Annotated in this window: 11 protein-coding genes; 7 read left to right on the forward strand and 4 right to left on the reverse strand. The window is 66.8% G+C overall.

Annotated features, from left to right (window positions below):
- The first annotated feature begins 47 nt into the window (after positions 1-47).
- Complete coding sequence (locus AC1DIN_RS04190; RefSeq protein WP_476808797.1) at positions 48-785, forward strand: ABC transporter ATP-binding protein; 738 nt, start codon at positions 48-50, stop codon at positions 783-785.
- Between the two features lie 197 nt (positions 786-982).
- The gene (locus AC1DIN_RS04195; protein ID WP_476808798.1) at positions 983-2,107 is read left to right on the forward strand and encodes a zinc-dependent alcohol dehydrogenase family protein; all 1,125 of its coding nucleotides are present in this window, start codon (positions 983-985) and stop codon (positions 2,105-2,107) included.
- Here AC1DIN_RS04195 and AC1DIN_RS04200 read toward each other — a convergent pair.
- Positions 2,097-3,296 carry an MFS transporter gene (locus AC1DIN_RS04200; protein ID WP_476808799.1) on the reverse strand — a complete coding sequence of 400 codons (1,200 nt, stop codon included), beginning with the start codon at positions 3,294-3,296 and terminating at the stop codon, positions 2,097-2,099. The two genes, AC1DIN_RS04195 and AC1DIN_RS04200, sit on opposite strands and share 11 nt — an antisense overlap.
- A 48-nt stretch (positions 3,297-3,344) precedes the next feature.
- On the opposite strand from AC1DIN_RS04200, the gene AC1DIN_RS04205 reads away from it, so the two are divergent.
- Positions 3,345-3,872, forward strand: a complete 528-nt coding sequence (locus AC1DIN_RS04205; protein ID WP_441468414.1) for an Lrp/AsnC family transcriptional regulator — start codon at positions 3,345-3,347, stop codon at positions 3,870-3,872.
- Positions 3,873-4,025: 153 nt separating this feature from the next.
- Here the strand turns inward: AC1DIN_RS04205 and AC1DIN_RS04210 are convergent, their stop codons facing one another.
- Positions 4,026-5,459, reverse strand: a complete 1,434-nt coding sequence (locus tag AC1DIN_RS04210) for an aldehyde dehydrogenase family protein (protein WP_476808800.1) — start codon at positions 5,457-5,459, stop codon at positions 4,026-4,028.
- A 202-nt stretch (positions 5,460-5,661) separates the two neighbouring features.
- Between AC1DIN_RS04210 and AC1DIN_RS04215 the strand changes: the two genes are divergently transcribed.
- Positions 5,662-6,807, forward strand: coding sequence for a CaiB/BaiF CoA transferase family protein (locus AC1DIN_RS04215; protein ID WP_476808801.1), 1,146 nt, complete (start codon positions 5,662-5,664; stop codon positions 6,805-6,807).
- Between the two features lie 10 nt (positions 6,808-6,817).
- Here the strand turns inward: AC1DIN_RS04215 and AC1DIN_RS04220 are convergent, their stop codons facing one another.
- Positions 6,818-7,444, reverse strand: a complete 627-nt coding sequence (locus tag AC1DIN_RS04220; RefSeq protein WP_476808802.1) for a glutathione S-transferase family protein — start codon at positions 7,442-7,444, stop codon at positions 6,818-6,820.
- 113 nt (positions 7,445-7,557) lie between these two features.
- Here AC1DIN_RS04220 and AC1DIN_RS04225 point away from each other — a divergent pair, with 113 nt between their 5' ends.
- From AC1DIN_RS04225 to AC1DIN_RS04235, 3 genes are all read left to right on the forward strand, one after another.
- Positions 7,558-9,528, forward strand: a complete 1,971-nt coding sequence (locus tag AC1DIN_RS04225; protein WP_476808803.1) for a bifunctional 2',3'-cyclic-nucleotide 2'-phosphodiesterase/3'-nucleotidase — start codon at positions 7,558-7,560, stop codon at positions 9,526-9,528.
- A gap of 125 nt (positions 9,529-9,653) precedes the next feature.
- Positions 9,654-11,597 (forward strand): putative bifunctional diguanylate cyclase/phosphodiesterase, encoded by a 1,944-nt coding sequence (locus AC1DIN_RS04230; protein WP_476808804.1) that lies wholly within the window; start codon positions 9,654-9,656, stop codon positions 11,595-11,597.
- Between the two features lie 42 nt (positions 11,598-11,639).
- Entirely contained in the window at positions 11,640-12,680 is a 1,041-nt protein-coding gene (locus AC1DIN_RS04235; protein WP_476808805.1) for an aspartate carbamoyltransferase, read from the forward strand.
- Positions 12,681-13,595: 915 nt separating this feature from the next.
- Here the strand turns inward: AC1DIN_RS04235 and AC1DIN_RS04240 are convergent.
- Complete coding sequence (locus AC1DIN_RS04240; RefSeq protein ID WP_476808806.1) at positions 13,596-14,333, reverse strand: SIMPL domain-containing protein; 738 nt, start codon at positions 14,331-14,333, stop codon at positions 13,596-13,598.
- Positions 14,334-14,347: the final 14 nt, after the last annotated feature.

Consider the following 14,347-nt stretch of genomic DNA (forward strand, 5'->3'; position numbering starts at 1 on the left):
CTGCGCAGCGCTTCGCCCGAGAATGACGCGGAAGAGGGCGACAAGAAATGACCACCCCCATCCTCGAACTCGACGGCGTGGTCAGCGGCTATGGCGCCATGACCATCCTGAACGGCACCAGCTTTGCGGTGAAGCGCGGCGCCATCACCACCGTCATCGGGCCGAACGGCGCCGGCAAATCGACCGTGTTCAAGGCGATCTTCGGCCTGCTCAAGCTGCGCGAAGGCCGCATCCGCTTCGACGGGCGGGACATCACCGGCTGGAACCAACGCAAGCTGCTTGAAGCCGGCATCTGCTATGTCCCGCAGGGCCGCAACATCTTCCCGGAGCTTTCGGTACGTCACAATATCGAGCTCGGCGCCGTCGCAGCCGGCTCCGGGATCACCGACATGCCGCGGCGGCTGGAGGCGGCGCTCGACCGCTTCCCGGCTCTCAGGCGCAAGGCCGACGCGCAGGCCTCGACACTCTCCGGTGGCGAGCAAAAGCAGCTCGAGATCGTGCGTGGCCTGCTGCTCGACCCCAAGCTCGTGCTGATCGACGAGCCCTCGATCGGGCTTTCGCCGCTGATGGTGCAGGAGACCTTCGGCATCCTGAAGGACCTGCGCGCCAAGGGCGTCTCGATCCTGATGGTCGAGCAGAACGCCCGCTCGGCGCTGGAAATCTCCGACGAGGGGCTGGTGCTCGAACTCGGCCGCACGCGCATGCAGGGGCCGGCCGCGGAGATCCTGTCCGACCCGCGCATCGGCCAGCTCTTCCTCGGCGGGACATTGAGCGAAGTGGCCTGAGCTGCGCCCGAACACCCTCCCCGTCATTGCGAGCGCAGCGAAGCAATCCAGGGAGACCGGGTTGAACCGTTTGACCCAGTCACCTGGATTGCTTCGTCGCTTTCGCTCCTCGCAATGACGGGAAGGAGGCTCGCCTTTGACAGTGCTGCCCTCTCCTGTCGGGATAGGGCCTGATCACGAGACCGGAGCCTGCGCCCATGAAGATTCGCGCCGCCGTCCTGAACGCGAGCCCGGTTGCGGCTCCGTATGCGCAAAGCCGTCCGCTGCGGATCGAAGAGCTCGACCTCGCCCCGCCCGGCCGCGACGAGGTGCTGGTCAGGGTCCGCGCCGCAGGCCTGTGCCATTCCGATCTCTCGGTCATCGACGGCAACCGCCCTCGCCCCGTGCCGATGGTGCTCGGCCATGAGGCGGCAGGAGAGGTCGTCGAGACCGGCGAAGGCGTAGACGATCTCAAGCCCGGCGACCGGGTGGTGATGGTGTTCGTGCCCTCCTGCGGGCATTGCGCACCCTGCGCCGAGGGGCGCCCCGCCCTGTGCGAGCCCGGCAACGCCGCCAACGGGCGTGGTGAGATGCTGGGCGGCGGTCGCAGGCTCTCGGTCCATGGGCAACCGGTGCATCACCATATCGGCGTCTCCGCCTTTGCCGAGCATGCGGTGATCTCGCGCCGCTCGCTGGTCAAGGTCGAGGCCGATATCCCGCATGAGATCGCCGCCCTGTTCGGCTGCGCGGTGCTGACCGGGGTCGGCGCGGCCGTGAACACGGCGCGGATCAAGGCCGGCGAGACGGTCGCGGTGGTCGGGCTCGGCGGCGTTGGGCTTTCGGCCCTGCTCGGCGCCATCGCCTGCGGCGCCTCGCGCGTCGTCGCCGTCGATCTCGCGCAGGACAAGCTCGATCTCGCGCTGGCGCTGGGCGCGACCGATGCGTTCAATGCTGCAGCTCCGGACGTCATCGAGACGATCAAGCAGGCGACGAAGGGCGGCGTCGATCACGGGCTGGAAATGGCGGGCTCCGTCAAGGCGCTCGACCTCGCCTACCAGATCACCAAACGCGGCGGCACGACGACGACGGCCGGCCTCGCCAACCCAGCCCATACGCTCTCGCTCTCGCCGGTGAGGCTGGTCGCGGAGGAGCGGACGCTGAAGGGATCTTACGTGGGCTCATGCGTGCCCTCGCGCGACATCCCGCGCTTCATCGAGCTCTACCAGCGCGGGCGGCTGGCGGTTGACAAGCTCTGGACCAGTTCGGGCAGCCTCGACGAGATCAACGAGGGCTTCGATGCGCTGAACGAAGGCCGGACGATCCGGCACATCGTCAGGATGTGACGCGGCGCGGGGCGTTGGATCGGGCCAGGCTGGCCGAGATCGCTGCCAGCAGCATCAGGCCCGCCGCCGCGACCGGCAGGGTGGCGAAACCAGCCGCCGTGTAGAGCGAGCCGAACGAGGCCGTGCCGATGAAGAGCGCAAGATAGGTCACGCCGCTGTTGAGGCCCATCACGGCGCCGCGACGACCGGGATCGAGGGCGCCGAGGCGCATGATCAGCACGTTCAGCGCGAAATGGTTGGCAAGGCCCCAGAGGAAGACCGCTGCCAGCATCGACACATAGCTGCCGCTCGCCGCGCCGATGCCGAGATAGACGCACCCCACCGCCAGGAACATCGCCGGCAGGAAGCGCCCGGCATCGAAGCGGTCGATCAGCCCGTCGAGGAAAGCAGCCGCGCCGAAGCCGAGGCCATAGGTCAGCGCGAGCAGGCCGTTGGCGCTGAGCGAGAGACCGAGCGTGCGATGCAGATGGTCGCCGATATAGGCGTAGACGCCGTAGAAGGACGCCATGAAGCCGGCGCAGGCGATCAGCAGCGGCACCACGCCGGGCACGCGCAGCGCCGCGAGCGGAGAGGACGTCTTGGCCGAGGCAGGCAAACCCTGCAGCTTCATCGCCTGCGCGACCAGAAGCGCGAGTGCACCGGCAGCGGCGGCAAACGCATAAACGAAGCGCCAGCCGACGCTATCGGCCATCACCGCCGACAGCGAGACGCCCGCGACCATGCTCAGCGTCCAGCCCGAGAGCACGATGCCGATCGTGTCGCTCTCGCGCCCGGCCGGCGCGACCGCCGCCGCGAGCGTGTAGATCGATGGCAGCGCGACGCCCGCGGCGAGACCCGCCGCGAACTGGGCGACGACCAGCACTGGCAAGCCCGGTGCGGCGGCGCTGGCAGCCAGCGCGAGGGTGAAGAGGCCGAGCGCCACGCGCAACGTCAGCCCCGCGCCGAAGCGGTCGATCAGGCGTCCCAGCAGGATGGCGGCAAGCGCGGTGCCGATACCGAACGCGCCGGAGGCGGTCATCACGGCCGGTGTCTCGCGACCGAAACTCTCCGCCACTTGCGGCGCGATCGGCCCGAGCACGAGCGAATTCGAGCCGATGACAGCGATGCAGACACACAGCGCATAGGCCGCGGCCGGGATCCGAGCCGTCGGCAAAGCTGCACCAGAAGAGCGTTGATTGAAATTCGGCATAAGAACAGAATGGCCGAACATCATTCGCGTTCAATTGGATTCAGAGCGATGGATAAAAAAACAGATGGCGTTCGGCGCGAACGCGCCACGGAGCGCTCGCTCGATGCGATGGACCGAAAGCTGTTAGCCGTTCTGGTCGAGGATGCGACGGAGAGCTATGCCCGCATCGGCGAGCGCGTCGGGCTTTCGCCCCCGGCCGCTCACGAGCGGATCAAGCGGCTGAAGCAATCGGGCGCGATCCGGCAGGTCGCAGCGCTGATCGAGCCGGCGGCGACCGGCAAGACCCTGCTCGCCTTCGTGCATGTCGACACCACCGGCTGGGGCAAGACGCCCGCCCTGATGGCGATCCGCGAGCATCCGGAGGTGGAAGAAATCCATTCCGTCGCCGGCGACACCTGCATGCTGCTGAAGGTCAGGACCGAGAGCACCCACGCGCTCGAAGGGTTGCTCGGGCGGCTCTACGACACGCCCGGTGTCAAGGCGACACGGAGCTATGTCGTTCTCTCGACCTATCTGGAACGGCCGGTGCAGCCCGGCGTGACGGCGAACTGGCCGAAGCCGTCTGCAGCTGAGTAGAACACCTCCTCCAGGCCGGTCATCCCGGGCGAGCGGAGAAAGCTCCGGGATCCATGCCTGAGCGCTTCCGAGGAAGGTTCAGGCATGGATCCCGGATCGGCGCCGCCAGGGGCGGCTTGTCCGGGATGACATGCAGTGAGGAGTGGAACTCCCTCAGCCGTGCTTGTGCACGATGGTCTTGGTCACCGCGAATTCCTCGAGCGCGATGAAGCCCTTCTCGCGACCATGGCCGCTCTTGCCGGTGCCGCCGAAGGGCAATTCGATCCCGCCGCCGGCACCATAGCCGTTGATGAAGACCTGGCCGGCGCGGACGCGCTTCGAGACGCGCTGCTGGCGCCCGCCATCCTTGGTCCAGACCGCCGCGACGAGGCCGTAATCCGTGCCGTTGGCGGCTTTGATCGCATCCTCCTCGTCGTCGAAGGGGAAGGCGGCGAGGACGGGGCCGAAGACTTCGTCCTGCTCCAGCCGGTTGCCGCGCGGCACGGGGCCGAACAGCGTCGGCTGGACGTAGAAGCCGCCATTCGGCACGCCCTGCGCGATCTGCCCCTGCGCGATCACCGGAATGCCGGCCTCGCGGCTCTGGTCGATGAAGCTCTGGACGCGGCCGCGCTGCTTGGCGTTGATCACCGGGCCGCAATCGAGGTCCATCTCCGGCGTGCCGGCCTGCAGCTTCGAGAACTGCTTGGCGACGGCAGAGACGACGCCGTCATAGATCGACTTCTGCACCAGCAGGCGGCTGCCGGCCGAGCAGGTCTGCCCGGTGTTCTGGACGATCGCCTTGCAGGCAATCGGCACCAGCGCGTCGAGATCGGCGTCCTCGAAGACGATCTGGGGGGACTTGCCGCCCAGTTCCAGCGTGCAGGGGATGAGATGCTCCGCGCAGGCGTGCTGCACCATCTTGCCGACCTCGGGCGAGCCGGTGAAGGACATGAAGCCGATGCCGTGATGCGAGGAGAGCGCGGCGCCCGCCTCATGGCCGCGGCCGGCAACGATGTTGATCGCGCCATCGGGGAAGCCGACCTCGCTAGCGAGCTCGGCGAGGCGGAACGCGGTGGCGCAGGCATCCTCGGCCGGCTTGAGCACCACGGCATTGCCCATGGCGAGCGAGGCGGTGAGCGAGCGGCCGATCATCTGCGCCGGATAGTTCCAGGGCAGGATATGGCCGGTGACACCGTGCGGCTCGTGAATGACGCTGACGCTGTAGCCGTTGAGGAAGGGGATGACGTGGCCGTGCACCTTGTCGGCCGCGCCGCCATAGAACTCGAAATAGCGGATGGTGGCGTCGATATCGGCGCGGGCCTGGCTCATGGGCTTGCCGGTGTCGCGGGCTTCCAGCCCGGCGAGTTCGTCGAAGTGATCCTGCACCTTGAGCGCGAGCTTCGAGATCAGGCGCCCGCGCTCGGCTGCCGTCAGCCTGCCCCAGGCACCGTCGAAGGCGGCCCGAGCGGCAATGACTGCGGCGTCGATATCGGCGGCGTTGCCGCAGGCGATGCGGGCGAATTCCTCGCCGGTGGCCGGGTTGAGCTTCGCGATGGTTTCGCCCGTCTGGCCAGCGACATAGCGGCCATTGATGAAATGTTGATTCATGTTCGTTCCCGATCGCTCTGGCCGAAGGCGCCGCCCCGGCGGAATCGGGCGCAGGCTGCCGGTTGGCGACCTCCGGCGCAAGTCGCGGCAGGCCGAGGCACCCCGCAACCGGCGCAGGGCCGGTCGGCGATGGCCGATTTGACAGGGCCGCGAGGCGCCGGTCTCCTCACGGCGCAATCGAAGGATGGAGTCTGGTTCGGCAATGACGCAGGCACTCGAGGGAATCGTTGTGGTCGCGCTGGAGCAGGCCGTGGCCGCGCCCATCGCGACCTGCAAGCTCGCGGATGCCGGGGCGCGCGTGATCAAGCTCGAACGGCCCGAGGGCGATTTCGCGCGCGGCTATGACGGCTTCGCCAAGGGGCAATCCTCCTATTTCGTCTGGATCAACCGGGGCAAGGAATCCTGCCGCGTCGACCTGCGACGGCCAGAGGATCTGGCGCTGGTCGAGGCGATGATCGCCTCCGCCGACATCTTCATCCAGAATCTCGCTCCGGGTGCCGCCGACCGGCTCGGCCTCGGCAGCGCCACGCTCCGCCAGCGTCACCCACGGCTGATCACCTGCGACATCTCAGGCTATGCGCCGGGCACGCAGCATGAGCGGCGCAAGGCCTACGACCTCCTGATCCAGGCCGAGTCCGGGCTCGCGGGGATCACCGGCACGGCCGATTCCGGCCCTTCGCGCATCGGCATCTCGATCGCCGACATCGCCACGGGTCAGGCAGCCTATGCCGCCATCCTGGAGGCGCTGCTGCGGCGGGCCCGCACCGGCGAGGGTTCCGCGATCGCGCTGTCGCTCTTCGACACGCTGGCGGAGCTGATGAACGTGCCCTACATCACCCGCCGGCATGGCGGGATCGAGCCGCTCCGCATCGGCCTCGCCCACCCCTCGATCGCGCCTTACGGCGTGTTCAAGCTCCTTGACGGCGAGGTGCTGATCTCGATCCAGAGCGAGCGGGAATGGCTCGTTTTCGCCCGCGACGTGCTGGAGAGCCCTGAGCTTGCGAGCGATCCGCGCTATGCTTCCAACGTCCTCCGGGCCGGGTCTCGCGCCGCGCTCGACGGCGAGGTGCAGACCCGCCTCGGCCGGCGCCGCTTCGCGGACGTCTCCGCCGCGCTCGACCGGCATGCTATCGCCTACGGCACGGTTTCGACCGTGGGCGGCCTGATCGCGCATCCGGCGGCCACAGCGGTGCCGGTGCCGACGCCGAACGGTCCGGTCGAGATGCTGGCACCGCCGGTCCTCGTCGACGGCAAGCGCGTCGCGATGCGACCGGTTCCGGCGCTCGGCGAGCACGATGCGGCGTTGCGCGCGGAATTCGCGGGCGCCGTCACAGCGAGCGCCATCTGACCCGCCGCTTTCAGGCGGGCGGGGCAAAGGGCTGGGAAACCTCGCGAAACACCTGCGATGCTTCGAGCGCCGCAGCATGCGCTCCCAACGCCGGCACATCCGCCTCATCGACGAAACCCGGATGCGCCTCCCTGATGAAGCGAAGCGAGACCGCGACGGCGATGTCGGCATGGCTCATCGAACCGCCGAACCAATAGGGAGAAGTCCGGCCTGCGCGGTCGCGCTCGAGTGCAGCGAGCGCCGAGAGGATCTGGCAGCGGCAACGATCCGCCCAGACGGCCGAGACCTCCTCGTGAAGCCGCAACTCGTAGAACAAGCTGACGGCCTTCTCGGCTGCGCCCATGGCGAGCGCGACGACAGCGAGAATGTGGCGACGCCTCGGACCGGCGCGCGGGCAAAGAGCGCGGTCCTCCCCGGCGAGTTCATCGAGGCAGTCGATGATGCTGACGCTGTCGAACAGGACCTCACCGTCGTCGAGCACCAGCGTGGGCACCCGCATCAGCGGATTGAAGGCGCGGACCCGGTCTCCTTCACCGAATACTGACCAGGGCCGATGCTCGAAGGCGAGACCATAGAGCGCCAGCGCGATGCCGACGCGGCGGACGAAAGGCGAGTCGTACTGGCCGATCAGGATCATGGCGGGCCTCGTTCATCATGTTCCGAAACAGCGACAGGGCCTGCATCTTTCCCCTGTCATGGGCTTGCCGCAATGCTACCGTCCTCCTCCGTTGCGCGAAGCGGGAGCAGGACATGGCACAGGGTCGTCGAGCGCGAGGTCATCATCTCAACCGGCGCGAGACGCTGAAAGCCGGAGCCGCGATCGTCGCGAGCGCCGCCCTGCCCGCAGCCGCCCAGACGCCCGCGCGGCTCAAGCTGAGGGTGCTCGAAACCACCGATCTCCACGTCAATGTCGTGCCTTATGACTATTTCCGCGACGGGCCTGACGACACAGTCGGCCTCGCCAAGACCGCCAGCCTGATCAAGGTGGCGCAGGCCGAGGCGAAGAACAGCCTGCTCTTCGACAACGGAGATTTCCTGCAAGGCTCCTCGCTCGGAGACTACATCGCCTACAAGAAGGGGCTGAGGGCCGGCGAGACCCATCCGATGCTCGCCGCGATGAACGCCCTGCCCTATCTCTGCGGCACGCTCGGCAACCACGAATTCAACTACGGGCTGGAGTTCCTCGATCACGGCGTGGCCAAGGCCGAGTTCCCGCTGGTCTGCGCCAATGTCGAGCGCGTCGGCGGCGGCGCGCTGGTCGATGCCTGGCGCTTGTTCGAGCAAAGCTTCGAGGATGAGGCCGGCAACCGGCATGTGCTCCAGATCGGCGTGATCGGCTTCGTGCCGCCGCAGATCATGCAATGGGACAAGGCGAACATCGACGGCAGGCTCGCCGCGACGGACGTCGTCGATGCGGCCGAAAGGCACCTGCCCGACCTTCTCGACGCCCAGCCCGATCTCGTCATCGCCCTCTGCCATTCCGGCATCGCCGGAGGCGAGCGGCGCGGCATGGAGGAGAACGCGGCGCTCCACCTTTCAAAGATCGAGGGCATCGACGTCATCCTGACCGGGCACCAGCATCTGGTCTTTCCGGGCGGTAAGGCCTTCGACGGCATTCCGGGCGTCGACAACGTCAAGGGCGCGCTCAACGGCAAGCCCGCCTGCCAGCCGGGCTTCTGGGGCTCGCATCTCGGCATCGTCGATCTCGAGCTGGAAAAGCGCGGGGAGCGCTGGAGGGTCGCAGACTTCAAGGTCGAGGCGAAGCCGATCTACGAGCGCGCGCCGGATCGCAAGATCGTGCCCAAGGCCGCGGCCGAGCCGGCGATCCTGGCGACCGTCAAGGCCGACCACGAGGCGACGCTCGCCTATATGCGCGAGCCGGTCGGCAACACGGCATCACCGATCAACTCCTATTTCGCCCTGGTGACAGACGACCCTTCGATCCAGATCGTCGCCGAGGCGCAGATCGCTTATGCCAAGCCGCTGATGGCCCAGACGCGCTGGAAGGATCTGCCGATCCTTTCGGCGGCGGCTCCGTTCAAATCGGGCGGACGAGCCGGCCCGTCCTTCTACACCGACATCCCGGCCGGACCGCTGGCGCTGAAGAACATCGCCGACATCTACCTCTATCCGAATACCGTGCAGATCGTGAAAGTCACCGGGGCAGAGGTTCGCGAGTGGCTGGAGCGCTCGGCCGGAATCTTCAACCGAGTCGATCCGGCGAAGGCCGAGGAACAGCCGCTGATCAATCCCGGCTTCCCGGCTTTCAACTTCGACGTCATCGATGGCGTCAGCTATCGGATCGACGTCACACAGCCCTCACGCTACGACAATGACGGCAAGCTCGTCGCGCCGAATGCGCGCCGCATCCTCGACCTCGCCTTCGCCGGGCAGCCGATCGACGAGCAAGCCAGCTTCCTCATCGTCACCAATAATTACCGCGCCTCGGGCGGCGGCAATTTCCCGGGCACGCGGACGACGATCGTGCTGGAGGCACCGGACCTCAACCGCGATGTCATCGTCCGTCACATCGTCGGGAAAAAGGCGATCGAGCCGAAGGCGGACGGCAACTGGTCGCTGTCGCCGCTGCCAGCAGGCGTCAACGTCACATTCATGACATCGCCGGCGGCGGCCGGCAAACTGCCGGCGAGCCTGAAGGCCGAGCCCGCAGGCGAGAATGCAGAAGGTTTCATGAAGTACCGACTTGAAGCAAAAGCCTGAATATTAAGCGGAATTTGCACAAATTATCGGCGAATCCTCAGAAATCACACACCGTTCCTTAACAGGTTTTTATCGAGAATGGAGTGTTCGTTGGGTCATTTGGACCTGATGACAGGGCGCTCCTCATGATCGTTGATGTTCATGAAAACGACATCGCGATGAAATCCGAACTGGTGGCAGCGCTTTACGCGACACCGGGCACGATTCTCATCGGCACCGTGACCGTCACGGCGGTCATGATCGCGGCCGGGTTTTTGACCGGCAACGATGCCGTTTTCTACGCGATGGCCGCCACGATGGTTGCGATCGGCTGCTTCCGCCACGTCTCGCACCATCACTACAAGTCCATCCATCTCGCATCCGCCAGCGTCGGCGATATCGACCGCCTCGAGAAGCTCGCAATGGCTGGTGCCTGGTCGACGGCCGCATTGATCGCGGCGTTCGGCGGCTACGCGGTCCTGCGCTACACCCACGAACCTGTCGCAGTGCTCGCGGTTGCCCAGACGATCGGCTACCTCGCCGGCATATCGGGACGCAACAGCTCGCGGCCGGTGATCACGCGCGTGCAGGTTCTCGCGGCGGCGACGCCGTTCACGCTGGCCCTGCTCTGGACGAAGGACCCCGCCTATCTCGTCATCGCACTGTCGGTGGCGCTGACCGCCGTCCTGACATTCTCCAGCGCGCAAGTGATCCATCGGATCTTCCTCGCCCGGCTGCGCTCGACGCGCGAGCTGGAGCATCTCGCCGTCAACGACACGATCACCAGCCTCTACAACCGCCGAGGTTTCATGCGCGAGATCCGGGCCCTGGCGGCGTCCGGTTGTCCCGTGACGCTGATCTCGATCGATATCGATCGCTTCAAGGGCATCAACGACAGCCTCGGCCACGATGTCGGCGACGCGCTGCTGAAGGCGGTGAGCGAAACGCTGTTTGCGGAACTCGGACCCAGCGACATCGCAGCCCGCACCGGCGGCGACGAATTCATGGTCGCGACCACGCGCAGCGCCGATGGCGCGACGGCGCTGGCGGCCCGGCTCGTCATGCTGCTCGCGAGCCAGCGCTTCATCGGCGGGCGACACGTCACGGCGACGGCCAGCATGGGTATCGCGCCGGCCGGTTGTGCGCCCTCGATCGAGGAGGCGCTGAAATGCGTCGACATCGCACTCTACCGCGCCAAGCTCGACGGCAGGAACCGCTTCGTCACGTATACCGCCGCCATTCGCGACGAGCGTGAAGACAGTCTGGCGCTCGAAACGGAGCTGCGGGAAGGGCTGCGGCGCGGCGAGTTCGAGCTGAATTTCCAGCCGATCTACAATCCGCGCTCAGGCTCGGCGACACTCGTCGAGGCTCTCCTGCGCTGGAATCATCCTCGTCGCGGCACGGTAACCCCCGAGATCTTCATTCCTCTGGCCGAGCGGACGGGCCTCATCACGGTGCTCGGCTCCTGGGCGCTCGGGGAGGCCATACGGACGGCGCTGTCATGGCCGCGCAGCGTCGGTGTCAGCGTCAATGTCTCGGCACGTCAGTTCGACAGCGGCCACGATCTCGTCGGCACGGTCGAGGCGCTGATCCGGATGAGCGGCATCGAGCCGGCACGGCTCACGATCGAGATCACCGAGAGTTCGCTGATCCACGACCCCGAGCACGTCGTCTCCCGGCTGGTCGCGCTGCGGAAGCTCGGCGTTCGGATCGCGCTCGACGATTTCGGCACCGGCTATTCCTCGCTGAGCTATCTGGCGCATCTGCCGATCGATACGATCAAGATCGACCAGGCGTTCACGCAGGAAATCGGCACCTCGCGAAAGGCCGATTCGCTGATGAACGTCATCACCCAGCTCGCCCACGACCTGGAATTACGCTTGATCGTCGAAGGCGTCGAAACGCGGGAGCAGCTCGATATCATCAAACAATACGCCGTCCATGGCATTCAGGGGTTTGTTTTCGCTCGGCCGATGACAGCGGAGGAATTGCTGCCCATGATCGGTACTCGTGTAGCGACGGGACGGACGAGGGCAGCGCGCTCACGCTCCGGCTGGCGCAAGTCGGTTCGCTTCAGCCAGGTTGCCTGAAACGCTCCGGTCGCAGACGTCCGCGCGAGCCGGAGGCCTTGGATGCAGCGCCCGAACTATCCGAGCGGGAAGGATCTGCTGAGTGCCGATGCCGTTTCGCGTTTCGACCTCGACGACATCATCGAACGCGCCGAGCGGCATCTGCGCGAGGAAGAGATGGAGAAGGCCGGACTTCCCTTCCCGGATCAGCCGCCGGCGCCGCGCCGACGCCCGAAGGTCATCGCCACCCTGTTCGACCAGCGCAGCACGCGCACGCGGCTCGGCTTCCAGGCGGCGGCGGCCCGGCTCGGCCACCAGTCGATCGACGCCTACGACACGGACCGCAGCCGCATCGGCAACAGCACGGGTGAATCCATCGAGGACCACATCCGGACCGTCGAGCTCTACAGCGACCTGCTCGTGGTCCGTTCGCATCTGGAGGACATGCCCTATCGCGTCGGGCGGCTGAGCTATCTGCCCGTCATCAATGCCGGCAACGGCGCCGACGAGCATCCGAGCCAGGCTCTGGTCGATATCTTTTCGATCCGGCAGATGCGCGGCGCGGTCGAGACGCTCAGCATTGCCCTGTCGAGCGATACGCGGGCGCGTTTCGCCGTCTCCTTCGTCAAGATGCTCCGGGTATGCCCGCCGAAACGCTTCACCCTGTGCTGCCTGCCCGATGTGCCGATCAATCCGGTGATGCGCGAGGCGATGACCGTGCTGGCCGACCTCGGCACCGCCGTCGGCATCGTCCACGACATCCGCCACACGCTCGACCACGACGTTCTCAGCATCCAGATGCAGGACATGAGCAAATTCGCTCATGCCTCGCTCGGCACCGAGGCCGTCGACAAGGAAAAGGAAAGCGAGCTCTTCACCCTCAACGCCCGCAAGATCCTGGACGCCCGCTCTGACACCCTGATCCTCAACCCCCTTCCGCGCTTCTCGGAGCTCGACAGCTCATGCGACAGCCTTCCGAACGCAGGCTATTTCCGCCAGGTTCAGCTTTCGGTACCGATGCGGATGGCCATCCTGGAGCGCATGCTGCTGGGCATTCCCTGGACCGGCCAGGCCGAGAGTTTCCGGCGTTCTTCGGGTGGATAAGCGCCTATCTGGCCTCCTATCTCGCCATCGCCGTCTCGATCCGCCTTCTCGCGGGCTATCTCACCATCATCGAAATCGGCCTGCTGCGCTCGATCGGCAGCCTCGCCATCGCCGGTGCGGTTGCCTGGGCGAGCGGCAGCGGACAGCGCCGGGGCTTCCTGCCTTCGCAGCCGCGCGACGACATCATCCGCAGCGTGCTGCACCTGGCTGGTTCGCTGGCGCTGATCTGGAGCCTGTCACACCTGCCGCTGGCGCTGGTCACCACCGTCGAGTTCACCGGCCCGCTCTTCGCGGGGGTGCTGGTGTTCCTGACGCTGCGCCGGAGGCCAGGTGTCGTCCCCGCGCTTGGCCTGGCGCTTCTCGCGATCGGCGTCGGGCTACTTGTGCTGAAGCTGAACGCCGTTCCCAACAGCGACATCGCAATCGCGCTCGCAGCCGTCGCCGTCCTGACCACCACCAACCTGATGCTGGCGGGCCTCGCCGCGCGCCGCAGCACCTTGTCGATCGTGTTCCTGATGCATGCGATCCAGCTGCCGCTCTACTTGCTGCTCTGGTTCTTCGTACCGGAGCAGTGGTCACCGCCCCCCCAACCCTATCGGCTCGCCTTCCCCGCGCCGGAGCTGGCGGTGATCGGCGGGGCGGTGCTGGCGCTGATCGTCGGCGGCTTCGTCTCGCAGGCGGCGCTGGCCAATGCCTCGCGCCATGGCACGCCGCTCCAGCTGTGCAGCGCAGATACGCTGCGCGTGCCGCTGATCGCGCTGGCGGCCTATCTGATGCTGGCCGAGCTGCCGCCGATGGATCTGCTCCTGCCGGGCCTTGTCGTCCTGTGCGGCGTCATCGTCGCCAGCCTGCCACAGCCGGCCGGCAAGGAGGCCCGGCACCCCGCGGGCGACATGCCGGGCCAGCTGGCGCGGATCAGTTCGCGATCTCGAAGACCACGTTGACCTGCGTGCGATAGCTGTTCTCTCCGGCCGCCAGCGGCACGAAGGCGTCGCTCGCCGCCATCTTCATCGGCCCGCCATAGGGCATCGGACGCGGCAGGCTCGACTGCTCCTCGATCGTCAGGATCCGGCCGAGCTTGATGTCGGCCGCCTCGGCAAGCGTCTTGGCCCGCGCGATGGCGTCGGCGACCGCGAGCTTGCGCGCCTCGGTCAGCGTCGGCTTGAGATCGTCCTTCACGAAGACGATGCCGCCGCCCTGGTTGACGCCCAGGCTCACGGCCTTGTCGAGGATAGCGCCGGCATCGGCCAGCTTGCGAACGCGAACCGTCAGGCCATTGCTGACGGTGTAGCCTGTGATCTTCGGCTCGACATTGCGCTCCTTGCCGGGCTGAGCGAAGCGCGGCTGGATGCTCAGGCCCGAGGTCTGCAGGTCGCGCTCGGCGATACCCGCCTCCTTGAGCGCCGCCAGCACCTGCTTCAGCGCATCGCTATTGGCGGTGAGCGCGGCGCGCGCTGTCTCGCCCTCGCGCAGCACGGTCAGATTGAGGATCGCCATGTCCGGCGCAACGCCAACCTCGCCCTCTCCGGTCACACTGATGCGCGGCGGCTGCTGGCCGGCGGGATTCTGCTGAGCCATCGCAGGGGCGGAGAGCCATGCGGCGGCGCCGACAAGCACGGTTCCGGCCAGAGCGAAGGCAAGGCGGTTCGACATGATGACTCCCGATT

The organism is Allobosea sp. 05T438 (assembly GCF_056396025.1).